The following is a 25,019-nucleotide window of genomic DNA, read 5'->3' as shown; positions in this document are numbered from 1 at the left end:
ATTATGAGCAAGCTATCATTAACAACCACAATTGACATTAAAGCCCCTGTGGCCGAAGTATGGAAAGGGCTAACCGACCCAGAAATTGTTAAACAATATTTCTTCGGCACTAATGTAAAATCTGATTGGCAGGTGGGCAGTCCTATCACTTTTAGCGGCGAATGGGAAGGAAAAACGTATGAAGACAAAGGCACTATATTAGAAATTACGCCCGGTTGGTATGTAAAATATAGCTACTGGAGCAGCATGAGCGGCACCGAAGATAAACCCGAGAATTACGCGGATATAAGTTATGGTCTTAATGAGCAAGACGGGGTTACTACCATAGCTATTACTCAAGACAACATAAAAGATGAAGCTTCAAAAGAGCACTCTGAAAAAAACTGGCAAATGGTGTTTGATGGTTTAAAAAAGATACTGGAGAAATAATGCAACCAGTAATTGCAAGGGCGAAACTATAATTATAATAATCTATCTTCACATACTAAACCAAAATCATAATGGATCACGAAATTAAAGACCTGCCGATGTTTTACGTTGCGGGTTTATCTGTAAGGACTATTAATAAAGACGGGCAGGCCAGCCAGGATATTGGTAGCTTATGGCAAACCTTTACGCAAGGTAATATGGCCGAAAAGCTGGAAGATAGAGAAGGGGATGAGCTGTATTGTGTTTACACCGATTATGAATCTGATCATAACGATTACTATGTTGCTATTTTAGGCTGCAAAGTAAGCTCGATAGAATACCTGCCCGAAGGTTTTACAGGTAAGGCCATTCCTGCAAGTAAATATATGGTGTTTACACCAGTGGGTAAGTTCCCGGCTAATATTGCCGCTACATGGCAACGCATCTGGCAATCGGGCATCGAAAGAAAATACACGGCTGATTTTGATGTTTATGATGTTATTGGTAAAGCCTTTGAAGATATTGAATCAAAGGTTTATGTGGCCGTAGATTAGTCCTGCTTGTCCTGCTGAACATACTGAAGCATCTATCGCCGATCTGAAAAGTTCGCGAATAGATGGCTAATATTAAACTTAGCGGGTAAAGGTCATTCTTTGTCCGCTTTTTTCGTTGGTAAGGCTGCCATTTTCGTAAGCCAGATTGCCGGATACAATTGTACTCACCACCTTAGCCTTAAAAGTACTACCCTCAAACGGCGACCAGCCGCATTTGTACAAGATGTTACTTTTATTAACCTGCCATGGGTTATTCAGGTTAACCAAAGCCAGATCGGCCCAGTAACCTTCGCGGATAAAGCCACGTTTTTCTATCTGGAAAATGGTTGCCACGTTGTGGGCCATCTTCTCTGCTATTTGTTCCAGCGTTATTTTACCATGGTGGTAAAGTTCCAGCATGGCGGGCAGCGCGTGTTGTACTAACGGGCCTCCACTTGGTGCCTGCAGGTAAGGTTGCGCTTTTTCTTCAATGGTGTGTGGGGCATGGTCGGTAGCAATTATATCTATATGACCATCTAATACTGCTTTCAATATTTCGTCCCTGTCTTGCTCTGTTTTAACAGCGGGGTTCCATTTTATCAGGTTGCCTTTTTCTTCATAATCCGCATCGGTAAACCATAAATGGTGGATACAAGCTTCGGCGGTTATGCGCTTTTCAGCCAGCGGGATATCGTTGCTGAATAAATGTGTTTCTTTTGCGGTAGATATATGTAGAATATGCAGGCGGGTGTTATGCTTTTTAGCCAGTTCAATAGCCATTAATGACGACAGGTAACAAGCCTCGGCGCTACGGATCTTTGGGTGCAGTTTTACCGGGATATTATCGCCAAGTAACTGCTTGTAATGTCCCAGGTTGCTTTTTATGGTAGCCTCGTCTTCGCAATGGGTTGCTATCAGCATGGGCGATTGCGCAAACAGGTGCTCCAGCGTAGTTGGATTATCTACCAGCATATTCCCGGTTGATGAACCCATGAAAACTTTTACACCGCAAACGTTTTTGGCATCGGTACGCAAAACCTCGTCCAGGTTATCATTTGATGCACCCATAAAGAATGAGTAGTTTGCAGGCGAGCTTTTCGCCGCTATATCGTATTTATCCTGCAGTAATTGTTGAGTAAGCGTATTGGGCACGGTGTTGGGCATCTCCATAAAAGATGTAATACCACCAGCTACTGCCGCGCGCGATTCTGAAGCGATGTTGCCTTTATGCGTTAATCCCGGCTCGCGAAAATGCACCTGATCATCAATACACCCCGGGAAAAGGTGCAGCCCTTCGGCGTTAATTTCTTTATCGGCAGGTGTGTTTATCTGCCCGTCAATCTTCTCAATAAAACCATCTTTAATTAATATATCAGCTACTTGCTGGCGGCCCTCGTTAACTATTGTGGCGTTTTTTATGATGATTGATGACATGCAACAAAGATAGTTTTTTAGAAGATAATCTTAGAGGAGAATCAAGATATAAGAGTCAAGAATCAAGAGACAAAACAAAGGGTTATCCTGTCTTGGCTCTTGATTCTAACCTCTTGAATCTATTTCCCTCCGAAATAGTAATTTATACCAAAATTGAAGTTGTTGTTTAAGCTTGCGTTTACAAAACTACCGTGGCTTAGGTAATTATATTGATAACTTATATTACCAAAGCCCATGTTAAGGCCAACCTTGGGAGTAGGGAAAAATACCACATTAGGCCCTGCATAAGCAGCAAAGTGGCCATTGGTAAAGTTATTAGCTATGTGCGACGTGCTGATACCCATTTGTGGATAAATACCAAATTTATCGGTAAGCATGCAATAGTAGCGCAGGTTAACTGCCAAACCAACAATATCCGTGTGGTATTTCCTGGTGTAGGTATAGTTGTTTGCTGGATTTGAGTTGGAGTAGAAGTTTGAGGTTTCGGTACCAGATACCCTTGAGTAACCCGGTTGAATGCCGATTGCCCATTTATCGCTCAGGAAAAAACCAAACTCGGGGCTAATGTTAAAGCTAACAATGTCGTGGTTAAGGTATTGGGTAACACCGGTGTCAAAATTGTAGTTTTGAACGGTGCCATCTTCATCATAGCTAAAAGTAAAGCTGCCGCCAAGGTATTTGTGGCCTTTGCCGGTTTGTGCCAATACGGCACCGAAAATAAAAAGAGAGGTAATTGCGGTAAGTAAAAGTTTTTTCATGTTTTAAATTAATGGGGGCGAAGATAGTTCTTCGAGGCTTATACGCAGAAAAATGTTTGGATGATACAGACTTTTTAGATAATAGATAAAGGACGAAAAGAAAAAGGACAGGATTAGCTTAGGAGAATTTCTTTTCGGCCATTCCTTATAAATCCTTTGTCTTTCCGTCCTTCATCTTTGCTCTAATTAGAAAACCTTATCTTTGCGGCTATGGCTGTAACTTTTGAAGAATTTAATTTTAACCGGCAGATATTGAATGCTATTGCAGATGCCGGTTATACCGAAGCTACACCTATTCAGCAAAAAGCTATCCCGCCAATAATGAACGGGCAGGATGTAATGGGCATTGCGCAAACAGGTACGGGTAAAACCGCTGCCTATGTGCTGCCTATTTTAATGAAGCTAAAATACGCGCAGGGCGATAACCCACGTGCGTTAATTGTATCGCCAACGCGCGAGCTGGCTATGCAGATAGAAGAGAACATCAGAGCCTTCGCGGCAAATACCGATCTGCGTGTTGTTGTGCTATACGGGGGTATTGGCCCCAAAACACAAATAGAAAATATTAAAAAAGGCGTTGATATTATTGTAGCTACTCCGGGTAGGTTTTTGGATACTTATATAGCCGGGCACATCGTCACCAAAACCATAAATACTTTGGTACTGGACGAAGCCGATAAAATGATGGATATGGGCTTTATGCCGCAGATAAACCGCATTTTAGAAGTTGTACCGGTAAAACGCCAGAACCTGCTTTTCTCGGCTACCATGTCAGAGAAGATCCAGGAGCTTTCGCATAATTTCCTGGAATTTCCTACCGTGATTGAGGTTACACCGCAGGCAACTACTGCCGAAACGGTTAGCCAGCAATTATACCATGTGCCCAATGTTAAAACCAAGATCAACCTGCTTAAATCGTTGCTTGATATAGAGGGCGACATTAAAAAGCTGATGATATTTTGCAAAACACGTGTAGCTGCCGAGGATGTTTTCAAGTTTCTGCTACGCAAGTTTGGCGAAAAGGAAGTGAAGGTGCTGCATGCCAACAAAGGGCAAAATACGCGTATCAACTCCATCAACTCGTTTAAAAACGATGAGGTGAAGATATTGGTGGCAACAGATGTAGCTTCGCGCGGCATTGATGTAAGCGATGTAAGCCACGTAATAAACTTTGATGTACCTGTGGTAATTGAAGATTATGTACACCGTATTGGCCGTACAGGCCGGGCATATAACTCTGGCGTGGCCATTACCTTTGCCGTGCCGTCAGAAGAGTATTATGTCAACAAGATCCAGAAGCTAATAAGGCAAACTATCCCGGTTTATGATATCCCTGTTGGGGTATTTATTGAGGAAACCCCTTACGAAGAGCGACAAGACCAGGCACGCGAAATAGATATGCAAAAGCGTAAGGAAGACCCAGATTTTAAAGGGGCTTTCCACGAAAAGAAAACGCTTACACAGATCAAAAAATTTGAAGCCGAAAAAGCTAAAAAACAACCTAATAGTGCTAACAAGAAACCAGCTAAACAATATGGCGGAGCAAAACGATCTGGCAGAAAAAAACGATTCTAACCCGGTAAAATTCAGGATAAGCCCTTTAAATTTTGCTACCGCGGCCTTTTTTATACTGGCCGGCTATATATTTATTAACGGCGCCAAAATTACAGGCAGCCCATACGAGCACTGGAGCGGTACTATTGGCTGGATCTTTATCCTGTTTGCGGTAGTTGTGTCATTGCTGGATATAATTTTCCGTAATTTCTTCTCCGAAACCAAAAAACTATGGATTGTAGAGCTAAGCTTTATAACTTTGGTGCTGATAATATTTTTTCTTGTTAAATAACACGTTCAATGAAGACTGCTGAAATAAAGCTAACCATACAACTCGACGATAACAACATTCCTGAAAACATCCTGTGGGAATCAACCGATTCAAAAAATAAAGAAGCCCTGCCTGTACAGGCCATGATGCTATCACTTTGGGATAAAAGCTACCAAAACACGCTGAAAATTGACCTTTGGACAAAGGATATGCCTGTTGATGAGATGAAACGCTATTTCTACGAAACCCTGCAAACCATGGGGGATACCTTTTTGCGCGCAACCGGCGAAAAAAATATTGTAGAAGACCTTCGCGATTACTGCGCCCACTTTGCCGATAAAATGGAGATAAAAAAATAATCTATGCGCCCAGCCTTACTTATCACATTATTAGGGTTTATAATCCTTATTGCAGCAACCTATTGCCCTATGCTGCGCGCATTTCATATTAAAACATTGGATGTTTATGATCTTAGCAGACCTTATGGTATGATAATTATGCTTACGGGCGTTATTGGCATATTGTGTACTGTTCTCGGTCAAATCAAAGTAACACGTATTGCGGCATGGGCATCACTGATATTAGTGGTGCTGCTTTATGTAGCTGCCTTCTTAAAAGTAAAGGCCAGTTTTAGCTTTATTCCATTTAAAGGCATTGAAGGTTTTTTAACCAAACAAATAGCATTTAAATGGGGTTGGTACGTATTATTTGCTGGTTCGGCGCTGTCAGTTATAGGGGCTTTGGCTTCAAAAAAACGTGTTTATACCGAAGGTAAATAACCGGCTTACAACCTGGGTGTTTATTACTTAATAGTATTTTGCGTGCAAATATTTTTAAACATATTTGTAATGCATAAATTAAATCACATCTATGTTCAAGCTTAATTTTCGCAATCAGGTATTAGCAGGTTTTGCTGTATCTATTTTGCTTGTATTAATTATTGGTATACTTTCTTTTAAAAGCATAAAGCAACTCGAAGATGATACTGTATGGGTTAATCATACGCAAAGGGTCATAAAAGCTACCAATAACTTATTACAATTGCTTATTGATAGTGAAACCGGTATGCGGGGTTACGGTGCAACTGCAAATAAAACATTTCTTGATCCTTATAATGAGGCTATTCCGCGCATCACCGAAAGTTTAAACCAACTAACTGTTCTTGCCCAAGACAACCCTACCCAACTTAAAAGAATTGATTCACTTAAAACATTGGTTAACCGCCAGCTGACTATTTTAAAGGTTAATGTTGAAACCCGTGAAACCAAAGGGCTTGATTACATGCTTGCAAACCATATGTTTTTGAATGGCAAGGGCAATATGGATAGTATACGCGGTATTAATGGCCGTGTTATAGAAACAGAGAATACCTTATTAAATGAACGTAAGGCAGCATCAGATAAAGCATCCCAACAAGCAATAATAATCATTGTTATAGGCTGTACTGTTTTCTTGCTGATTATAGTAATAATGTTTTACTATATACAGGCAACCTTTGCCCGCCAAAAACGCGTTGAAGAAGAAGTTAGGATAGCCAATATTGAGCTTGAAAAGGTATTGGCAGAGAATGAGTCTAAAAACTGGCTGTTAATTGGTAGCGGTAACCTTAATGATAAAATGCAGGGCCAGCAAAACGAGAAAGAGCTTTCTAATAATGTATTATCAGAGGTTAGCAACTACGCTAATGCACTTACCGGCACGCTTTATTTATATGAAGAGAACGAAGATAAGCTTGACCTGTATGCCTCATATGCTTTTAACGATCCGGGCGCTTTAAAACAATCTATCCGGATATCCGAGGGATGGATAGGACAGGCCGCTAAAGATGAAAAGGCCGCTGTTATCAAAGGCAAAATGAATGACAGGCTGCTATTGGGCTCGTCTATTTTAGAAGATGAACTGGTAGAAACATTTATAATCCCTTTCTTTTTTGATAAGAAATTAAAAGGTGTTATCGAGCTTGGTTTCCGTAATCAGGTCCCTGAGCATATCAAGGAATACATACTGCTTGTAGCTAATGATATTGGAATAGCGGTAAACACAGCGCAGGCACGCACCATAATGCACGACTTGTTTGAAGAAACCCAACAACAGGCCGAAGAGCTGGAAGCACAGCAGGAAGAAATGCGCGTAACTAACGAAGAACTGATGAACAAAACAGAAATGTTGCAGGCATCAGAAGAAGAACTGCGCGTACAACAGGAAGAACTGCGTACCATTAATGCCGAACTGGAAGAAAAAGCCAGCTTGCTGGAAGAGAAAAACCAAGCCATTGAAGAAGCCCGCCAGAGCATAAGTATTAAAGCCAGCGAGCTGGAAACAACCGGCAGGTATAAATCAGAATTTTTGGCCAATATGAGCCATGAACTGCGTACGCCACTAAACAGTATTTTGGTGCTGGCACGTATTTTAAAAGATAATAAGCCGCTAAACTTATCAGAAGACCAGATAAAATATGCCAGTGTAATATTCAACGCCGGTAACGATCTGCTTACACTGATAAACGATATTCTGGACCTTTCAAAAATTGAATCGGGCAAGCTGGATATGCAGAACGAGAATATTCGCATTTCAGATATCTTAAGTGACATGCAATCGTTATTTGCCGAAGTTGCAAGTCATAAGAAGATAAATTATTCCACCAGTTTATCTGATGTGCCGCCAACCATTTATACAGATAAAGTAAGGGTAGAGCAGGTTATTAAAAACCTGCTATCAAACGCGTTTAAGTTTACGCCCGAGAACGGAACGATAACCATTACTGCTGTTGCAGGCCCGCGCGAAAATACGGTGAGTTTCAAAATAAAAGATTCGGGTATTGGTATTCCTGTAAATAAACAGAGGATAATTTTCGAGGCATTTCAGCAGGCGGATGGTTCAACCAGTCGCAAATATGGCGGTACCGGTTTAGGGCTTTCTATCAGCAGGGAACTGGCTGCATTACTTGGTGGTAATATCACTGTAAATAGCGAGCCGGGCCAGGGCAGTGAATTTATATTAACCCTGCCGTTTGAGGCTAAGTATGTAGAAGCACAGGAAGATAACCTGCCTACAGTTGAAAATTATAAGCCGGCAATATTTTTGGATAATTTTAAAAGGGCAACCAACCCTGATCATGAACCATTTGTGGTGATTGTAGAGGATGATAAGAACTTTGCCAGCATTTTGCAGGATTACTCACGCGACCACGGCTTTAAATCTGTAATGGTTAATGAGGGTACCAATGCTGTTGAAATAATTAAAGAACAACAACCAGACGCGGTTATACTTGATATTATGCTGCCGGGTAAAGATGGCTGGCAGATATTGAAAGAGCTGAAACAAGACGAAGCCACATTGCATATACCGGTGCACTTAATGTCGGCAGGTGAGGCCGCGGCCAACCGGGTACGCAAAGAGGGCGCTATCAGTTTCCTTAAAAAACCGGTGAATACCGAAACGCTGGATAAGCTGTTTGGCGATATTATGGCCAGCAACGGTACTAAGTTTACGCAAATATTATTGGTTGAAGACCACAAGGCACAAAGCCAGGCCCTTAAAGATCTGATGCAAAGCCAGGGCATAACGGTAGATCAGGCATTTGATGGCGAATCGGCCTTTAGGATGCTGCACGAAAACGAATATCAGTGTGTGATACTTGACCTTAACCTGCCGGATATATCGGGCCTTGATCTGTTAGATAAGATAAAAGAGGTAGATCGTTTCGCGGTGTTACCGGTTATTATCAACACGGCAATGGAACTGGATAAAACATCAGTTAACAGGCTAATGCAGTATGCAAACGCCATGGTGGTAAAAACCAATAAATCGTCAGACAGGCTTATAGATGAGGTTAACCTGTTCCTGAATAAGATAAGTGAATCGGGGCCGCAGTCAAATAATATTCCTGGTAAAGCTAAAACCACCAGCAAGGGCAAGGATACTATTAAAGGTAAAAAGGTATTGATCGTTGATGATGATATGCGTAATATTTTTGCCCTGAGCAGTGCTTTAGAAAGCTACGAGCTTAATGTAGTAATTGCTAACGATGGGGAAGAAGCAATAGCTAAGCTGGAAGAGATAAGCGATATTGATATTGTGTTGATGGATATTATGATGCCAAAAATGGATGGCTACGAAGCCACAAGGCATATTCGTAAACAAAACAAATGGGCAAAACTCCCTGTTATTGCATTAACAGCGAAGGCAATGAGGGATGACCGTGAAAAATGCATAGCGGCAGGTGCTAATGATTATATTACAAAACCTGTTGATATGGATAGGCTGATATCATTGATGCAGTTGTGGTTGGATAATTAATATATGAAGGCAACGATAACTAAAGATTCGATTACGAACGAGCAGCTAAACGAATTAATAGATATTGTAAAAAAAATTCACGGGTTTGATTTTAGTGATTATACAGAAGCATCTTTTAAACGGAGGCTTGCACGTATAATGATGCTGAAAAAGTTGGGTTTTTACGATTTAAAGCATGTGCTGGTAAACGACCCCGATTTTTTCCAGGAATTTTTAGAAGAGATCACTGTTAACGTTACCGAGATGTTTCGCGACCCGGCTTTTTACAAAGCGCTTAATAGTCAGGTTGTGCCTTATCTTTCAACTTATCAGCATATAAAAATTTGGTGTGCCGGATGCTCCTCGGGCGAGGAAGTGTACTCGTTGGCCATTTTGCTGAATGAGGAAAAGCTAAATAAAAAATCGTTCATCTATGGTACTGATATTAATACCGGTGTACTGAATGAGGCACGCAAAGGCATTTATAGTTTACGTAAAATAAAAAGCTATGCCGAAAATTACCTGTTTACGGGTTTACCCGGCTCTTTGACAGACCACTTTACCATGATGTATGATGCTGCGGCTATACACAGCGAATTAAAGCAGAATACATTGTTTTCTGTTCATAATTTAATATCAGACACCGGCTTTAATGAGTTTCAGATGATTACGTGTCGCAATGTGTTCATCTACTTCGAAATCGAATTGCAATACAAAATACTCGATCTGTTCTATAAAAGCCTTTGTCCGTTGGGGTACTTGTGTTTGGGCAATAAAGAAACTATTCGCTCAGACGCTTTTAGGAAAAAATTTAAGGTTATCAATCAAAAGGAAAATATATACCAAAAAATTGGCTCTTGACGATAAAATAAAACTCCGTTGGAAGGAATCCCGTATATTGCTTTTGGGCGGTTCGGCGGGGTCGTTTAAAATATTGTTTCGTTTGGTAAAGTCACTGCCTGTAAATCTTAATAAAACAGTTATAATAGTTATCCATCGTAAAAAGAATTTTTTTAGTGAAATAGAAAGGCTTTTTGGTGAAAATAGCCGTATGTTATTAAGAGAAATTAGTGATAAAGAGCCAATTGTGAATAATACAATATATATTGCACCGGCAAATTATCACTCACTGGTTGAAAATGAAGGCTATTTTAGCCTGGATGTATCAGAACCGGTTTGGTACTCAAAGCCATCAATAGATGTAACCTTTGAGAGCGTTGCTGATGTTTATAAAGAGAAAGTTACCGCTATTTTGCTTTCTGGAGCAAACCAGGATGGAGCAACAGGGCTTTTAAAATTACGACAAGAAGGTGCGTTAACAATAGCCCAGCACCCCGAAGATGCAGAGATGGCCGAAATGCCACAGTCGGCAATTGATATAAACGCGGCCGAATATATACTACGAACAACAGATATTTTTGAGCTACTGGAAGATACGAATTGATGCCCATAACTTACTTTATTTAGATGATCCCAATAAACATCCTTATTGTTGACGACAGAGAGGAAAATATTATAGCGCTTGAAGCGCTGTTGAGCCGAAATGATATATCCTTGTTTTCTACCACATCTCCAAATGAGGCTCTCAAAATTGCCTGGGACAACACTATTTCTATAGCCCTTATTGATGTTCAAATGCCCGGAATGGATGGGTTTGAGCTTGTAGAGATGCTTAAATCTAACCCGCGTACAAAAGATATAATGGTTATTTTTGTTACCGCTATATCCAAAGAAACCAAGTATGCTGTTAAAGGATTTGGCGCCGGCGCTATAGATTATTTATACAAACCACTCGACCCCTATATTACTTCGGCCAAAGTTGATGCCTTTATCCAGCTTGCCCGCACGCAGGAAGTTATTAAACAGAAAAACGAGGAACTGCAGAACTTTGCTATTGTTGTAAAAAACAGTGCCGATATTATTTGTTCTGTTGATGCCGATACTTTACGTATAAAATCAGTTAATCCTGCGGTTGAAACCATATTGGGCTATAAACAGGCCGAAATACTCGGTAAAAATATAGTTGATCTGGTTGTTGAAAAAGATAGCTCCAGTTTGATAAAAAAGCTGGGAGAGATCATAAAAGATAATCGGAACTTTTCGGTATTCGAGTTTCAGTTTAATACTTTCGATAAACATATTATTTGGGCGGAGTGCCGCGCATCGTATCGCAACAAAACCATATTTATAAATATCAGCGATAGCTCACCACAAAAAAGTTATCAGCAACAGCTTATCAAATCAAAAGAAGCTGCCGAATATGGTAAAAAAGTAAAAGAAACATTTTTGGCCAACATGAGCCACGAATTGCGTACGCCGGTTAATGGCATTATAGGCATAAGTAACCTGCTGCGCAAAACTCCACTAAACGATCAGCAGAATGGTTTGCTGGATATGCTGGAAACATCATCACGATCGTTATTGGGGGTAATAAACGATGTGCTGGATATCTCAAAAATTGAGGCCGGGAAATTTAGTATTGTACGTTCATCTAATAACCTTCGTACTATTGTTAACTCGGTTGCCGGCCTGTTAAAATTTAATGCAAATGAAAAAAACATTGAATTTATACTGGAGGTAGATAACGATGTGCCGGATACTTTAATGGTAGACTCGCTGCGCCTTAATCAAATATTGATGAATCTGCTAAACAATGCCATTAAGTTTACAGATAGAGGGTATGTAAAGCTAACAGTATCTGTACTGCAAAAAGTAAATGAAAAAGTTAAGCTGAAGTTTAGTGTGGAAGATACAGGTATAGGTATCCAGGCTGACCGGTTATCAAAAATATTTGAATCTTTTGAGCAAGCCGAAGACGATACCGCTAACAGATATGGTGGTACCGGTTTGGGGCTTACCATTGTTAAAAGGTTGGTAGAACTAAAAGGCGGCGATCTTACTGTAAGCAGTAAGCCAGGCCAGGGTAGTATATTCAATTTTACTAATTGGTTTGATATTACCGTTGAAATACCTGATCAAAAGCCTGTTAAATTTGATAAAAAGCTTGCCCCGTTTGTAAATACCCGCGTTTTGGTAGCCGAGGATAATATGATAAACCAGTTTATGGTGTCAAAAATGCTGAAAGACTGGAACATTGAGGTAGATATAGCCGAGAGTGGTAACAAAGCCATTGAGAAGCTTAAAGAGGCCGATTACGACCTGATACTAATGGACACCCACATGCCGGGATTAAATGGCTACCAAACCGCCCGCATTATTCGTATGGATTTTGAAGAGCCTATACGCAGTGTGCCTATTATATCCCTGTCGGCATCTGCATTTGAGCATGAACAACTGGAGGCTATTGCGGCAGGCATGAATGATGTATTGCCAAAACCATTTGAGGCACATGAACTATATGCCAAAATGTTAAAACTGTTAAAGGGGAAGTCGGAGATTAGAAAGCCAGTTTAGTTTGACCTGTGCCCATTACCCGGGCCTCATGCTCTAATAACCATTGCTTGCGCCACAGGCCGCCTGCATAGCCTGTTAAGCTGCCATTGCTGCCAATAACACGGTGGCAGGGCACAATTATCCATAAATTATTTTTCCCGTTGGCGGCTGCAATGGCGCGTATAGCCAGTGGGTTTTTCATTTGGTTAGATTGATGCCCATATGTAATAGTAGTACCGTAAGGTATTTGTAATAACTGCTGCCAAACCTGTTGTTGGAAATCACTCCCCGGCTGGTTCAAAGGCAGGTCGAACACTTTCCTATCCCCGGCAAAATATTCATCTAATTGTTTAATAGCCTCGTTTAACAAGGGCGAATCTGTAGTGGTTTCTTCCAGTTCTTCGTCACGGATAGATACTTTGGTAATGTGGGTATCATCTGCAGCAATAAGGGCTATACCCACGGGCGTACGGTGATAAACTTCATACATGGCAATTATTCCTCCTGTGCTTTTGTAAGCGACTTTAGGTACACCTTGCTCATTTTTCCGCTGATAAACTTCTTGGGTAAAAAGTTCATAAACACATTGCCAACACGGTTAAAGAAGCCGGGTACATAATTATATTTACGCGTAATAAATGCGTGGATACCCTCTTTTGCCGCCTCGCTAACCGGCATTAGCCAGCCTTTAAGGTCATTAAATTTGCTGTTATCGGTCATTTCGGTAGCTATGCCGCCGGGGGAGAATACCGTTATCGAGAAATCAGGATTCTGTAACTCGTTATGCAGGGCATTGCCAAAAGCGGTAATAAAAGCCTTTGTTGCCGAATAAGCCGCCTGGTAAGGTACAGGGAAAAATCCCGCCATACTTGATACCAGCATAACGCCACCTACACTGCCCGGTTTATCAAAATGTTTTACCAGGCTGTTGGTCATGCGTACTACACCAATAACATTGGTCTTTAAAATACTTTCAAAGTTATCCCAGGGCAGTTCTGTATGCCTGCCGAAGTAGGTTACACCGGCGTTTAAAATTGCGCCATACAGGTTGCCGTTGGCAATGCTTTCGTTAATTACCCTGTCGGCCTCTTCGGGGATAGATAGGTCGGCTACTATTACCTTTACTTTTATCCCTGTAGCTTTCTCCAGTTCGGCTTTTAGCTCTTCCAGTTTATCGGCACGGCGGGCGGCTATAATAAGGTTGGCTTTATGGATATGCGCCAGTTGCCTTGCCATTTCCTGCCCCAGGCCAGACGATGCACCGGTTACCAATACCCATTTATTATTCAAAGCCAGGTTTTTCATCAAAATATAATTGTTTTTTAAGGTGATGAAGCTATCATATTCATGATATTTTCATGTCGCTAAGTTAATTTACTCGCGGTAATTAATTCTAAAATTTGAATTTTTACTTTTTAATTTTAGCTTTCTTTGCATTATGAAACTTGTGGGGCAAACTATTGAACTTTTAAAGAAGGAGGTCATCCTGGAGTGGCGCTCAAAATATGCCTTTAATGGTATTCTGCTTTATATAGTTTCTACCGTGTTTGTTTGTTATATCTCGTTCAATCTAAACCCCGGGTTTAAAGAAAGTGGGGGATATTCCATCGTTTGGAACATCCTGTTTTGGATAATTATGCTGTTTGCATCGGTAAACGCTATTGCCAAAAGCTTTTTACAGGAAAGCAAAGCCCGCCTGCTGTATTATTATTCTATTGCGGATCCGAAGGCTATCATCATATCAAAAACAATTTATAATACCCTGCTCATGGCGCTGTTAAGCGTACTGGCCTTATTGGTATATATGCTGTTTTTCCCCAATACAGTAAACGACCTGCTTTTTTACTTTGTTGCCGTATTATTGGGCAGCATGAGCTTTTCAACCGTGTTCACCATGCTATCGGCTATAGCATCAAAGGCGGGTAATAATGGTACGCTAATGGCTATTTTAAGCTTCCCGGTTATTATACCTGTGATATTGCTGTTGGTAAAAGTAAGCAAAGCCGCTATGGATGGTATCGACCGCAGCCTTAGCTTTGGTAACATTGGTGTGTTATTAGCAATAAACGTTATTGTAATTGCGTCTTCATTAATACTTTTCCCATATCTGTGGCGCGACTAATGTTTTCCATATCTCCCCTTCAAATATTTATGCGCCGCTGGTGCTTCCTGTTTATTTGTATTATACTGCCTTTTACCGTATCGGCACAAGCTGTTATTAACGGTAAAGTAGTTAGTTCTGCATCTAATAATGGCGTACCAAAAGCCAGTGTGTTTTTAAACAATGCTACATTTGGCACCGCTACAGAAGACGATGGTACATTTAGTTTGCGCGGTGTTAAACCCGGGCAGTACGATCTTATTGTTTCTACCATTGGCTATGAAGAATATACCCAAAAGGTGCTGGTAGGTGCGGGGCCTATTAATTTAAATATATCACTTACCCCAAAAGTGATGATGATGCGCGAGGTTATCATCACCAGTAATGCCGATTGGAAAAAGAACTTTGAGCTGTTTAAAAAAGATTTTATCGGCACAACCGAAAACGCCAAGCTTTGTAAAATAGAAAACCCCCGGATCCTTAACCTGGCCTATACGCGCAAAACACAAATATTGGAGGCATCTACCGATGAATTTTTGGTGATGGAAAATAATGCATTGGGTTATCGTGTTAAATTCTTACTAAAAGAGTTTAGCAGCAATGATATCACGCGGACCATAAACTACGCAGGCCGTGTGCTTTTTGAAGAATTGCCCGGTACCGAAGCGCAGAAAAAGAAATGGAAAATAAAGCGCGATGAAGCGTATTATGGTTCATCGCGGCATTTTTATCGCTCGTTGTATAAGAACCGGTTAGCACAGGAAGGATTTGTAATATACGATTTTAACCGTGCTATTGACCCTCACCGGCAACCCGAGGCTCTGATACAACGTAAGATAAAACAATTTAGAGCTGTTAATCGCGATTCTATCAATTACTGGCTTCAGCAGGAGAGTATGCCCAAATGGTATAAAGAGCGCCTTACCAAGCCTGCTTTAACTGCTTATGATGTTTTGCGTAAACCACCGCAAGATGGCTTGTTTGTGCTTACGTTCCCTAATTACCTGTACGTAGTTTATACTAAAAAATACGAAACCGAAGATTTTAAAGACCTGTACCGCCCGCTGGATATGGAGAATTTTGAAACCAGCGTAATAACCCTGTTTAACCCAATAGTAGTATTTGATATGAACGGATCTGTTGTAGCTGATAGTCCGTTATACGAAGGCACTTGGTCAAAAGCTAAACTGGCTAACTTACTGCCGGTTGATTATGAGCCGTCGGAGTTAATGGCTCATTAATAAATATTATCCTTAACGGCATACAATCATTTCGAATATATAAATGCAAAAGCCACAAAGAATTACTTTGTGGCTTTTGAGGATCTTTAGGTGGTGATTTTTACCTTATACTGTTTTAACTTCTTTATTCCTTCTTAATATCGACATAAAGAAACCGATGATCATAATGATGGTACCTGCCCATAAGAAGTTGATATACGGAAACTTAATCGCCTTCAATACAATGAATTTCTTTTTGCTCTCCGGCTGCTGGTAAACGGTTATTTCAACTTTTCCATCGGCTACTGTTTGGCCGGGAATGATCTTAGTGAAACGTAATTTTAAACCGGCATCCTCAATCTTTTTACCAAAATCAAAAACGGCACGGCCCTTTATCATGTAAACCGGTTCGCTTTGGTAAGTTTTACCATGGGTAATTACTTCCAGTTGCGCGCCTACAGCTATATCTTTATCAGTAAGCGGTATGTTTTGCAGTTTTACGTTCTTATTTAAGCCTTTCAGTACAATAATACCATCACGATAAGCCATAGTGTCGCCAATGGCAATTTCGTGCGCTACAGGGGCGTCATAGTTCTTGTCATCGCCTTCTTCGCCATGCGATGCTTCCTCTGTTTGTGGCGCGGTACTAATCACGTTGGTCATGGTGATGTGGGTGTACAGGTCATGGAACAGGTAATGCTTGGTATCCGGTGTTGACGACATGCCGCCTTGTGCCTGTATCACATTTGGTCTAAGCGTAAAACTTTCAGTTACCTTACCTTCGTTTATACGCTGGTAATCTATGTTGAAGAAGTGGCTTGCACCTTCAATGGTATCGCCCTTAAACGTCACCATATAGTCGCCCATTTTAAGTGGTTCGTTCTTGTAAAGCAGGATGTTCTCTTTAGGGTTTTCGTCCTTAGCAAATTCGGCGCTGTATTGTTCGCCGGTAAGGTTTTCAGATACTACTTTTTTGGTTCCTGCAGATATCAGCGCGCCAACCAATAACAGGCCGAAACCAATATGCGCTACTGCCGAGCCGGCCAGTTTGTATTTGCCTTTAAAAGAATCGGCCAGTATTTTGCCGTTGCTTACGATAGTATATACAGAGCAAAGCATCACTATAATAAATACAAAGTGCAGTTTGTAAAAGCCGGTTGCATAAACAACTAAGCCGGTAATTAAAGCGGCAAAAACAAGGTATATAAGTGTAGTGATAAAGAAACGGGTAACGTCGGTCTTTTTATATTTAAGGAATTGGGTAAAACCGCTCAATAAAGCAATTACTACCGCAAACGATGCCTGTATCACGTTGTAATGCTTAATCGGGTCCGTTGGCGGGGCAAACTTAGTGCCAAACATCAGGTTCCAAACCGGCACCGATGTTACAACAAGAAGGTGGAAACATGACAAGCCCAGGAATATAGCGCCTACAAACATCCAAAATTCGCGCGAATAGGTTTCCTCATCCTTTTTGGTGATGGGCATTTCCTTAAAGCGGGAAATAAGCAGGTAAGCGGTAATGGCTAAAAAGATAAGTACACCAATTACTAATTGCCAAAACAAGCCCAGGTCGGTAAATGCGTGTACAGATGATTCGCCCAATACACCGCTACGGGCCAGGAATGATGAATACCAAACCAGTACAAAAGCAACCAGTGTTAAAAACGTTGCCGTAAAGTAGGAGTGGCCTGTATTTTTATAAACAACAAGCACGTGTACGGCGGCAACCAATATTAACCATGGAAAGATAGAGGCGTTCTCTACCGGGTCCCAGGCCCAAAAGCCATCAAAATTTAACGATTCATAAGCCCAGAATGAACCCATAATAACACCTGTGCCCAACACCATACATGAGAACAAAGCATAAGGGATAGCAGGTTGAACCCACTCTTTATAGCGTCTTTTCCATAAGCCGGCCACCGCGAAGGCAAATGGCACAACCAATGATGCCGAACCTAAGAACAAGGTTGGCGGGTGAATGATCATCCAGTAGTTTTGCAGTGAAGGGTTCATGCCCTTACCGTCTTTTATAAAAGATAGGTAGTCTGGGTTTTGGAAGATAGGGCCTTCAATACCTGAGTTGCGCAACAGCATAAATGGCGAGCTTCCTATGTGTGCGCTGCCTATCTGCAAACCTAATATCATGGTACCCAATACCACTTGCGATAGTGCAAGGGTAGTCATTACCGGTTTTTCCCATGATTTTGCTCTCCATATCAGGATGTTACCTAAAACGGCTTCCCAAAACATCCACAGCAAAAAGCCACCCTCTTGCCCGTTCCAAAAGCCCGATATAAGGTAGTAAACAGGCAATTCGCGCGAGGTGTATGACCATGCATAGTGATATTCAAAATAATGATTGTAAAGGATATAAAACAGGCAGATACCCATACCAACTATGGCTACCGTATTTAACCAGTAACCAATACGGCCAAGGCGCAGCCAGGAGTTATCGCTTTTAGGGGCGGTCTCCTGCGTGGCAAAAAAGTAACAGATAAATGAAAAAAGAGCGGCACCAAATGCAAGAACGACAAAAAACTGGCCCAACTGCCCTGGTAACAGGTGTTCGCCTTTGAAAACTATATCCATTAAAAAAATCTAATTATAAATTGGCGCTTTTTTTGGCGCTTACCTCTGTAACATTCAATTTGTCATCGGTGTATTTAGACGGGCATTTCATCAAAATTTTTGATGCATGAAATTCATTGCCTTTCATTTGGCCGGTAAGTACAATTTGTTCCGAGCGTTCAAAGTCTTGCGGTTTTGTACCACTAAAAACAACTTTACACTCCTCGCCTTTATTATCTTTCATATAAAAAGAGAAGTAATTGGCATCTTTAGTGGCATCGTAAAACAACTCTTTAGTTTTGTTTAAATGGCCAACAACATGCAATTCGCTCTTGGTTGCCTTAGCATCGTTAAAAGAGCCATAAGTGCTTGTATTTGAATAGGTGCTGATAATAACCGCGATAGCGATAGCAATAACAACGATACCTATAATTGAGCTTTTCTTCATTAATTGATATTTTCCTGTATTACAGTTTACAAAAATACAAAACGCAAAGCTAAATAAATTTATTACAAGGGATATATGTTATTTAGAATCATTATTGATAGTGTGGGTAAGAATCAAGATGTAAGAATCAAGAGAGAAGCAAAATGTTCGTCTGAGTTTGTAGAAGACTATACCTCCGGGTCTTGTATCTTAATTCTAATATCTTGCATCTTTCCCTATGGCGTTGCCTTAGGCCCGGGCTTTTCGCTCATACACGCACAGGCTTTAGCCACGGGCCGGTATCCGCTGCAATCCCTAACGCAAATTGACTCACCCGGTCTTTGCTTCGCTCGACCACCCTCTCTCCGCAAGCGGAAAGAGGGTTTTGCATTTCTCCTCACCCTCTTTGCGCAGCAGAGAGGGGCGACCAGCGTAGCGCAGTCGGGGTGAGTAAATAGCGAGGCGGCTGGCTTGTCACACGCGGTACGTATGCGCAGCGGGGAATTCCTTTTTTCTCCCCCGTCGACAAAACAGCTTCGGGCGAAAGCGGGCAGAACAATGGTGGCCTTGAGCGAGGCAAGGGCATAGGAAATTTTGCTGAAGCGGGGGCAAAGAGCGAACGCAGTAGGGCAAAAGATTCCAGCCCGTGGTTCTGCCCGTTTTGCAGGCAAAGGCATTGTGCGGCAAAGAAGCCTTTTTGTCGACTTGATTTATTCACTTCGTTCATGAGATCGCTACGCTAAGTTTTTGTTACTTTTTGATCAAGCAATACGGCGAAGCCATCTTGAGTACCTTTAAAAACAAACAACAACGAAAAACGTAAAAGCCCTCCGCGGCGATTGAGCGGGACAATGTTTAGCACACACTATGTATGAGAGATGCCGGAATTCGGCCTTGATGGGATGGTTAAGTATGTTTGCTACCTATCCTAAAGAGATTGCTTCGTACCTTACAGCAATGACGTGGCGGGGAGAGGCATGGTGTAAAAGATTTCTCCTCGTACCTCGTTCGAAATGACAGGGTGGTGAATATAACGTTGCCAATCCCAAACTTTCCTTACATTAGCACTATTAAAATCTCTTTATAAAATATCCCGTTCTATTACAGCGCCTTTACAGGCAATGTATCTTTTGTGCTTACCAAACAGCACGACCATCAATTACTATTTACATTTTTTATAAAGAGAACAAATGAAACCCATTCATAAAGTTGCCGTTATTGGCGGTACAGGTAAATCAGGTAAGTACCTGGTTAAACAATTACTTAAGCAAAAATTCGCGATTAAATTACTGCATCGCAAACCCGAAACCTTAGATATTGCCAACCCGCTTATCGAAATAGTTAAAGGCGACGCACGCGATTATACCGCTATACATTCCCTGCTTGCAGGTTGTGATGCGGTGCTGAGTTGTTTAAGTCAGCCGGTAGGAGAGCCCACTATTTTTAGCGATGCTGCCCGGAATATTTTGAAGGCTATGGCAGCGCATCAAATTAGCAGGTACATTACTACGGCAGGTTTAAACGTAGATACTACTTTCGACCAAAAAAATGAGCAAACACAATTCGGCACCAACTGGATGTACGAGAATTTCCCCACAACAACAGCCGACAGACAAGTAGAGTACCAGCTATTAGCAGATAGCCATACCAACTGGACTATGGTGCGCTTACCGCTCATCACCCAAACGGACGATACAGGAGAGATAACAGTAAGCCTTATTGACTGCCCTGGCAGTAACATTAGCGCTACTAACCTGGCCCTATTTATGATCGCACAGCTGAGTAGTACGGAGTTTGTGAAGCAGGCACCGTTTATTGCGGATAAGTAGTCTTTACTCAAATGTCACTGTGAGCGATAGCGCGGCAATCTCGTCGCAAGTAAAGCGGTGATGCACGGGCTACAGGATTGCCGCGTCGCTATCGCTCCTCGGAATGACACGGTTTTATAATACAAAAAGGCGCTTATGGCGCCTTTTTGTATTTACCATACTAACTTATACCCAACACCCCTTATATTAATGATCTGGATGTTAGGATCAGCCTGTAAATGCCGGCGAAGCTTGGTGATAAATACATCCAGGCTGCGGGCGTTAAAAAAGCTATCATCGCCCCAAATGGTGGTAAGCAACAGTTTACGAGGTATCACTTCGTGCTGGTGTTTACATAGCATTTTTAATATATCACTTTCGCGGGCGGTTATTGGCCAGGTATTTATACCCTGCTGTAAGGTATTCTTACCCGAACTGAAAACGAGGTTACTTATCTGATAGTTTTCGTTTACTGCCTTTGGCCGTTCTAATAAGCGGTTATGGCTTAGCAAAACCCTTATCCTGATAACCAATTCTTCTACACTGAAGGGCTTCTTCAGATAGTCGTTCGCGCCGCTTTCAAAACCTGTTACCACATCTTTAGGCTGCGAACGGGCCGTCAGAAATATGATAGGTATAAGCTTATCAGTTTCGCGAATATGCCGTGCTACTTCAAAACCATCCATCTTAGGCATCATCACGTCAAGCGCTAAAATATCTGGTTTTTTCTCGCGGTATTTTAGCAAGGCCTGCTCACCATTGGCGCAAAGTATCACTTCAAAACCACTTTCTTCCAGGCTTTCGCGTACAATGTGCGCCAGCGATAGTTCGTCCTCTGCAAGTAAAACACGGATCTTATCCATTTTTTAAAGGTAAAGTAATAATAAACTCGCTGCCTGCACCGGGTTGACTTTTTACAGATATACTACCGCCATGTGCCTGTACAATATACTTAACATAGTTCAGCCCCAAGCCTGTGCCCTTTACATTATGTACGTTGCCCGATGGTACACGATGGAATTTATCAAATATATGACGAATGTGTGCCGCGGAGATCCCTATGCCATTATCTTTTATAAAGAATACGGCATTTTTACCACTTCGTGTCAGGCTTATTTTGATATCCACCGGTTCTTCCGAGTATTTAACGGCATTATCAATAATATTGGCCAGTACGTTCCTGAAGTGTAATTTGTCAGCTTCGATATCCCTAATGCTATCCTTGTTGCTATAGCTTATGTTTATCTCTTTATCTGCCTTTATTTTTTCGGATGCGATAAGATCGTTCACCAGTTCATCAACAGGTATTTGTTCTTTAGTTAGTCTTATTTCTTTGTTTTCAAACGCGGCTATGTTTAATACCTTGCTTACCAGGTTGTCTAACCGGGTTAGCTCGTTACGAGAGGTTTGCAGGTAACGTTGCGTTTTTTCGGGGTCGTTTAAGGCATTGTATTTTTGCAGGCCCTCTATAGCAACGGTAATGGTAGCTATGGGCGTTTTTAGCTCATGAGTCATGTTATTGATAAAATCATCCTTCAGTTCTGTTAGTTTTTTTTGCTTAATAATGGTAAGGATAATGTAGAACAGGCAAAATATTGTAAACACTATTAAAAAGCCCGAAGCAAGTAATGCTATGATCATTTCTTTTAACAACCCTACCTGGGCACGGTCAAAAACAGCGCGAACAAACAGAGTATCCTTTTCTGTGTGTAAAAGATATAAGAAGCCATGATATTTATATGTAAACTGTTCTGTTTCACTATAACGTAACTGGTCCACCAAATGCGGATCCTGCGATTTAGCGGGTAGGGGTTTGTCGGATATCTTCAGATCAAAATAGGCATAACGATGGGTTTTTTGTAGTGCGGCACTAAAATAGTTGTGAAGCTTAACGCTATCGGCCTGCCGGTAACTTTTGGGCAATTCAAAAGTGCCGCTTTTAACGGTCTGCTTATGCTTTATGTCTTTTAAAGCATCTTCCATACCTAATAACAGCAATAGTTTATCTCTTAAATATGGCACGTAGAACGACATTTCTGTTAATACTTCGGGCGCGGTGGCTTTGTGGTTTATTTTTTCCTGATAATAATTATATATCGGGATGGTGGTGCTGTAAGGTTCGCCTATATCCGTGTAATTATTTTTTATGGATATCTGCAATGCCAAATGGGCCGTATCCCGACCACGTATGGTGTCTACTTTGATATGCGTGCCTTTATCCGACAGTCGCTTAATCATCACTACCCGTATCGAGTCGAAATAATCTTTTTTACAGCTATCCAGCGCTTGCTGCATGGCCGTATTAATATCGCTGTCAAACTTTTTTTTGTTCAGCTTATAGGCGCTAAAACTCCAGTAAGCCTGCACGGCAATAATACCTGTGAGTAATAAGGTGGTTAAAAATAATACAATAATGAGTTTCCTTTTCATGTTGTTTGGGTTGTTTAAGATAAAAGTAATCTGCCCAAATACAAGCGGCGATATCTGTTAACATTCGTTAACGTAAAATAAGAATGAGTAAGGGAAACGTTATTCAACAGAATGTCATTTCGAACGAGCGATAACGAGGAGAAATCTTGTTCGAAATGCAAAGTTCACCGCCTGTCATTCGAACAAGATTTCTCTCTATCGTTCGAAATGACAGGTGGAGGATATAGAAACAAAAAGAGCGCCTTTCGAGCGCTCTTTTTTAATATTATTAACGGAGAATAAATCCCCAACAAATCACGGCCAAACACCAAGGTTTTGGTATGATACCGCTATTTTATTGATAGCGCCCACCATAGCTGCATTACGCAGGGTTTCTACCTTAGGGAGGTTCTTGTGTATCTCTCTTATCTCGTGGTATGAGCGGATCATGGTATCCTCTAAACCTGAGTTTACCAATTCCAATTCAGACGCGCCTTTAATAATTGTTGAACGTTGCAGCGGCGTTAACGATGTACCGGTAATACCTTCTACCATGTTCACCAAATTTAGGTTTGAGTTTTCCTCGAACCTGCGGTTAATACGGCCAAAAGCTACGTGGCTTAAGTTTTTCAACCACTCAAAGTATGATACGGTAACACCACCGGCGTTAGCATACATATCCGGGATGATCATACCACCATTTTTGTAAAAGGCTTCTTCCGCTTCCGGAGACGTTGGGCCGTTTGCACCTTCAGCAATAATCTTTGCTTTAATGCTGCCAATATTCTGGATAGTTATCTGGTTTTCTAAAGCAGCAGGCACTAAAATATCACATGACTGCTCAAGGCCGTCCATTGTATTTTTAAACTCTTGTTTGGCACCGGCATAACCTAATATAGATCCGGTTGATTTGCGATGCTGGAATACAGCCTCTACATCTAAACCGTCGGCGTTATAAATAGCGCCTTCAAATTCGCAAAGGCCTACTATTATTGCGCCAAACTCCGATAAGAATTTTGCTGAGTAATAACCCACATTACCTAAACCCTGTACAATTACCTTTTTGCCCGATAGGCCCGTAGTTAAACCTATCTTTTGCATGTCCTCGGCAACGCTTACACACTCGCGGATGGCAATAGCCACACCACGGCCTGTTGCCTCGCGGCGGCCGGCTATACCATGCAATGAAATTGGTTTACCTGTTACAGCGCCTAAAGCATCAAGCTGGCCCGGGTTCATGGTAGCATAGGTATCGGCAATCCAGCTCATTTCACGCTCGCCCGATCCATAATCTGGTGCAGGTACGTCAATGCTGGGGCCTATAAAATTCTTTTTGATCAATTCTACTGTGTAACGGCGGGTTATGTTTTCCAGCTCACCAACAGTATAGTTTTTAGGGTTTATTTTGATACCACCCTTTGCACCGCCAAACGGTACGTTTACAATAGCGCATTTGTAAGTCATTAGGGCTGAAAGTGCCATAACCTCATCCTCGTTTACCATTTCGCTGTAGCGGATACCGCCCTTGGTTGGCGACTGGTGGTGCGAGTGTTCTACACGCCAGGCATCAATCACTTCAAAGCCATTGCCCTTGCGTATTGGGAAACGAAAACGGTAAACACTGTTGCATGATTTGATCTGGTCTAACAAACCGGCATCGTGCTGGGTGAACTGTGCTGCATGATCAAAGTTTTTACATACATCACCAAAAAAGTGGGTATCCTGATCAGCAGTCGGATTATTGATATTCATAATTTAGAATTGGATAAATAATTAATTCCTTAAAAAAGTGCACAAATTTGGTATATTTTTTATCAATAATGCAAATTTTAAAAGTTAGTGTATCCGTTACAC

At 41.4% G+C, this 25,019-nt stretch carries 22 protein-coding genes; 13 read left to right on the top strand and 9 right to left on the bottom strand.

Translation table 11 applies throughout. The features are described 5' to 3' along the window. The first annotated feature begins 3 nt into the window (after positions 1-3). Positions 4-429 (top strand): SRPBCC domain-containing protein, encoded by a 426-nt coding sequence (locus JWQ85_RS06820; protein ID WP_299465910.1) that lies wholly within the window; start codon positions 4-6, stop codon positions 427-429. 71 nt (positions 430-500) lie between these two features. Next, entirely contained in the window at positions 501-962 is a 462-nt protein-coding gene (locus JWQ85_RS06815) for a GyrI-like domain-containing protein (RefSeq protein WP_299465907.1), read from the top strand. Between the two features lie 78 nt (positions 963-1,040). On the opposite strand, the gene JWQ85_RS06810 is transcribed toward JWQ85_RS06815, so the two are convergent. Together JWQ85_RS06810 and JWQ85_RS06805 are read right to left on the bottom strand one after the other, a co-directional pair. Continuing rightward, complete coding sequence (locus JWQ85_RS06810) at positions 1,041-2,375, bottom strand: dihydroorotase (RefSeq protein WP_299465904.1); 1,335 nt, start codon at positions 2,373-2,375, stop codon at positions 1,041-1,043. Between the two features lie 119 nt (positions 2,376-2,494). Then, entirely contained in the window at positions 2,495-3,133 is a 639-nt protein-coding gene (locus JWQ85_RS06805; RefSeq protein WP_299465901.1) for a hypothetical protein, read from the bottom strand. A gap of 210 nt (positions 3,134-3,343) precedes the next feature. Here JWQ85_RS06805 and JWQ85_RS06800 point away from each other — a divergent pair, with 210 nt between their 5' ends. From JWQ85_RS06800 to JWQ85_RS06765, 8 genes are all read left to right on the top strand, one after another. Then, entirely contained in the window at positions 3,344-4,708 is a 1,365-nt protein-coding gene (locus JWQ85_RS06800) for a DEAD/DEAH box helicase (RefSeq protein ID WP_299465898.1), read from the top strand. After that, entirely contained in the window at positions 4,668-4,979 is a 312-nt protein-coding gene (locus JWQ85_RS06795; protein WP_299465895.1) for a hypothetical protein, read from the top strand. Before JWQ85_RS06800 ends, JWQ85_RS06795 begins: the two co-directional genes overlap by 41 nt. Positions 4,980-4,987: 8 nt before the next feature. Beyond that, the gene (gldC, locus tag JWQ85_RS06790) at positions 4,988-5,317 is read left to right on the top strand and encodes a gliding motility protein GldC (protein WP_299465892.1); all 330 of its coding nucleotides are present in this window, start codon (positions 4,988-4,990) and stop codon (positions 5,315-5,317) included. 3 nt (positions 5,318-5,320) lie between these two features. Beyond that, the gene (locus JWQ85_RS06785; RefSeq protein ID WP_299465889.1) at positions 5,321-5,737 is read left to right on the top strand and encodes a hypothetical protein; all 417 of its coding nucleotides are present in this window, start codon (positions 5,321-5,323) and stop codon (positions 5,735-5,737) included. Positions 5,738-5,828: 91 nt separating this feature from the next. Further along, entirely contained in the window at positions 5,829-9,257 is a 3,429-nt protein-coding gene (locus JWQ85_RS06780) for a response regulator (RefSeq protein ID WP_299465886.1), read from the top strand. Positions 9,258-9,260: 3 nt separating this feature from the next. Then, on the top strand, positions 9,261-10,097 hold the full coding sequence (locus JWQ85_RS06775; RefSeq protein ID WP_299465883.1) for a protein-glutamate O-methyltransferase CheR: 837 nt from the start codon (positions 9,261-9,263) through the stop codon (positions 10,095-10,097). Continuing rightward, positions 10,087-10,680 carry a chemotaxis protein CheB gene (locus tag JWQ85_RS06770; protein ID WP_299465880.1) on the top strand — a complete coding sequence of 198 codons (594 nt, stop codon included), beginning with the start codon at positions 10,087-10,089 and terminating at the stop codon, positions 10,678-10,680. The genes JWQ85_RS06775 and JWQ85_RS06770 overlap by 11 nt, the downstream gene beginning before the upstream one ends. Positions 10,681-10,703: 23 nt before the next feature. Next, positions 10,704-12,650, top strand: a complete 1,947-nt coding sequence (locus JWQ85_RS06765; protein ID WP_299465877.1) for a response regulator — start codon at positions 10,704-10,706, stop codon at positions 12,648-12,650. On the opposite strand, the gene JWQ85_RS06760 is transcribed toward JWQ85_RS06765, so the two are convergent. Next, the gene (locus tag JWQ85_RS06760; RefSeq protein WP_299465874.1) at positions 12,634-13,119 is read right to left on the bottom strand and encodes a methylated-DNA--[protein]-cysteine S-methyltransferase; all 486 of its coding nucleotides are present in this window, start codon (positions 13,117-13,119) and stop codon (positions 12,634-12,636) included. The two genes, JWQ85_RS06765 and JWQ85_RS06760, sit on opposite strands and share 17 nt — an antisense overlap. A 5-nt stretch (positions 13,120-13,124) precedes the next feature. Continuing rightward, the gene (locus tag JWQ85_RS06755; RefSeq protein WP_299465871.1) at positions 13,125-13,934 is read right to left on the bottom strand and encodes an SDR family oxidoreductase; all 810 of its coding nucleotides are present in this window, start codon (positions 13,932-13,934) and stop codon (positions 13,125-13,127) included. A gap of 133 nt (positions 13,935-14,067) precedes the next feature. Here JWQ85_RS06755 and JWQ85_RS06750 point away from each other — a divergent pair, with 133 nt between their 5' ends. Both JWQ85_RS06750 and JWQ85_RS06745 read left to right on the top strand, forming a co-directional pair. Beyond that, a complete protein-coding gene (locus JWQ85_RS06750; protein WP_299465868.1) occupies positions 14,068-14,751 on the top strand; it encodes a heme exporter protein CcmB in 684 nt (227 codons plus the stop codon). A gap of 29 nt (positions 14,752-14,780) precedes the next feature. After that, positions 14,781-15,971, top strand: a complete 1,191-nt coding sequence (locus tag JWQ85_RS06745) for a carboxypeptidase-like regulatory domain-containing protein (RefSeq protein ID WP_299465865.1) — start codon at positions 14,781-14,783, stop codon at positions 15,969-15,971. Between the two features lie 105 nt (positions 15,972-16,076). Here the strand turns inward: JWQ85_RS06745 and ccsA are convergent, their stop codons facing one another. Then, entirely contained in the window at positions 16,077-18,542 is a 2,466-nt protein-coding gene (gene ccsA / locus JWQ85_RS06740) for a cytochrome c biogenesis protein CcsA (protein WP_299465862.1), read from the bottom strand. 13 nt (positions 18,543-18,555) lie between these two features. Then, positions 18,556-18,969, bottom strand: coding sequence for a cytochrome c maturation protein CcmE (locus JWQ85_RS06735; protein ID WP_299465859.1), 414 nt, complete (start codon positions 18,967-18,969; stop codon positions 18,556-18,558). Between the two features lie 1,169 nt (positions 18,970-20,138). On the opposite strand from JWQ85_RS06735, the gene JWQ85_RS06730 reads away from it, so the two are divergent. Then, positions 20,139-20,777, top strand: a complete 639-nt coding sequence (locus JWQ85_RS06730) for an NAD(P)-dependent oxidoreductase (protein WP_299465856.1) — start codon at positions 20,139-20,141, stop codon at positions 20,775-20,777. A gap of 152 nt (positions 20,778-20,929) precedes the next feature. Here the strand turns inward: JWQ85_RS06730 and JWQ85_RS06725 are convergent, their stop codons facing one another. The 3 genes from JWQ85_RS06725 to JWQ85_RS06715 form a co-directional block, all read right to left on the bottom strand. Beyond that, positions 20,930-21,619, bottom strand: coding sequence for a response regulator transcription factor (locus JWQ85_RS06725; RefSeq protein ID WP_299465853.1), 690 nt, complete (start codon positions 21,617-21,619; stop codon positions 20,930-20,932). Continuing rightward, positions 21,612-23,186, bottom strand: a complete 1,575-nt coding sequence (locus tag JWQ85_RS06720; protein ID WP_299465850.1) for a HAMP domain-containing sensor histidine kinase — start codon at positions 23,184-23,186, stop codon at positions 21,612-21,614. The genes JWQ85_RS06725 and JWQ85_RS06720 overlap by 8 nt, the downstream gene beginning before the upstream one ends. Positions 23,187-23,480: 294 nt before the next feature. Continuing rightward, the gene (locus tag JWQ85_RS06715; protein WP_299465847.1) at positions 23,481-24,917 is read right to left on the bottom strand and encodes a Glu/Leu/Phe/Val dehydrogenase; all 1,437 of its coding nucleotides are present in this window, start codon (positions 24,915-24,917) and stop codon (positions 23,481-23,483) included. Positions 24,918-25,019 lie beyond the last annotated feature (102 nt).

Source organism: Mucilaginibacter sp., from assembly GCF_028288105.1.
Lineage (GTDB): Bacteria > Bacteroidota > Bacteroidia > Sphingobacteriales > Sphingobacteriaceae > Mucilaginibacter.
This window is presented reverse-complemented; position numbering and strand designations above follow the sequence as displayed.

What these genes read in the sequence shown, in the direction of transcription:
- JWQ85_RS06820 (WP_299465910.1), top strand. Translation starts at nt 4, where the DNA reads ATGAGCAAGCTATCATTAACAACCACAATTGACATTAAAGCCCCTGTG.
- JWQ85_RS06815 (WP_299465907.1), top strand. Translation starts at nt 501, where the DNA reads ATGGATCACGAAATTAAAGACCTGCCGATGTTTTACGTTGCGGGTTTA.
- JWQ85_RS06810 (WP_299465904.1), bottom strand. Translation starts at nt 2,375, where the DNA reads ATGTCATCAATCATCATAAAAAACGCCACAATAGTTAACGAGGGCCGC.
- JWQ85_RS06805 (WP_299465901.1), bottom strand. Translation starts at nt 3,133, where the DNA reads ATGAAAAAACTTTTACTTACCGCAATTACCTCTCTTTTTATTTTCGGT.
- JWQ85_RS06800 (WP_299465898.1), top strand. Translation starts at nt 3,344, where the DNA reads ATGGCTGTAACTTTTGAAGAATTTAATTTTAACCGGCAGATATTGAAT.
- JWQ85_RS06795 (WP_299465895.1), top strand. Translation starts at nt 4,668, where the DNA reads ATGGCGGAGCAAAACGATCTGGCAGAAAAAAACGATTCTAACCCGGTA.
- gldC (WP_299465892.1), top strand. Translation starts at nt 4,988, where the DNA reads ATGAAGACTGCTGAAATAAAGCTAACCATACAACTCGACGATAACAAC.
- JWQ85_RS06785 (WP_299465889.1), top strand. Translation starts at nt 5,321, where the DNA reads ATGCGCCCAGCCTTACTTATCACATTATTAGGGTTTATAATCCTTATT.
- JWQ85_RS06780 (WP_299465886.1), top strand. Translation starts at nt 5,829, where the DNA reads ATGTTCAAGCTTAATTTTCGCAATCAGGTATTAGCAGGTTTTGCTGTA.
- JWQ85_RS06775 (WP_299465883.1), top strand. Translation starts at nt 9,261, where the DNA reads ATGAAGGCAACGATAACTAAAGATTCGATTACGAACGAGCAGCTAAAC.
- JWQ85_RS06765 (WP_299465877.1), top strand. Translation starts at nt 10,704, where the DNA reads ATGATCCCAATAAACATCCTTATTGTTGACGACAGAGAGGAAAATATT.
- JWQ85_RS06760 (WP_299465874.1), bottom strand. Translation starts at nt 13,119, where the DNA reads ATGTATGAAGTTTATCACCGTACGCCCGTGGGTATAGCCCTTATTGCT.
- JWQ85_RS06755 (WP_299465871.1), bottom strand. Translation starts at nt 13,934, where the DNA reads ATGAAAAACCTGGCTTTGAATAATAAATGGGTATTGGTAACCGGTGCA.
- JWQ85_RS06750 (WP_299465868.1), top strand. Translation starts at nt 14,068, where the DNA reads ATGAAACTTGTGGGGCAAACTATTGAACTTTTAAAGAAGGAGGTCATC.
- JWQ85_RS06745 (WP_299465865.1), top strand. Translation starts at nt 14,781, where the DNA reads ATGCGCCGCTGGTGCTTCCTGTTTATTTGTATTATACTGCCTTTTACC.
- ccsA (WP_299465862.1), bottom strand. Translation starts at nt 18,542, where the DNA reads ATGGATATAGTTTTCAAAGGCGAACACCTGTTACCAGGGCAGTTGGGC.
- JWQ85_RS06735 (WP_299465859.1), bottom strand. Translation starts at nt 18,969, where the DNA reads ATGAAGAAAAGCTCAATTATAGGTATCGTTGTTATTGCTATCGCTATC.
- JWQ85_RS06730 (WP_299465856.1), top strand. Translation starts at nt 20,139, where the DNA reads ATGAAACCCATTCATAAAGTTGCCGTTATTGGCGGTACAGGTAAATCA.
- JWQ85_RS06725 (WP_299465853.1), bottom strand. Translation starts at nt 21,619, where the DNA reads ATGGATAAGATCCGTGTTTTACTTGCAGAGGACGAACTATCGCTGGCG.
- JWQ85_RS06720 (WP_299465850.1), bottom strand. Translation starts at nt 23,186, where the DNA reads ATGAAAAGGAAACTCATTATTGTATTATTTTTAACCACCTTATTACTC.
- JWQ85_RS06715 (WP_299465847.1), bottom strand. Translation starts at nt 24,917, where the DNA reads ATGAATATCAATAATCCGACTGCTGATCAGGATACCCACTTTTTTGGT.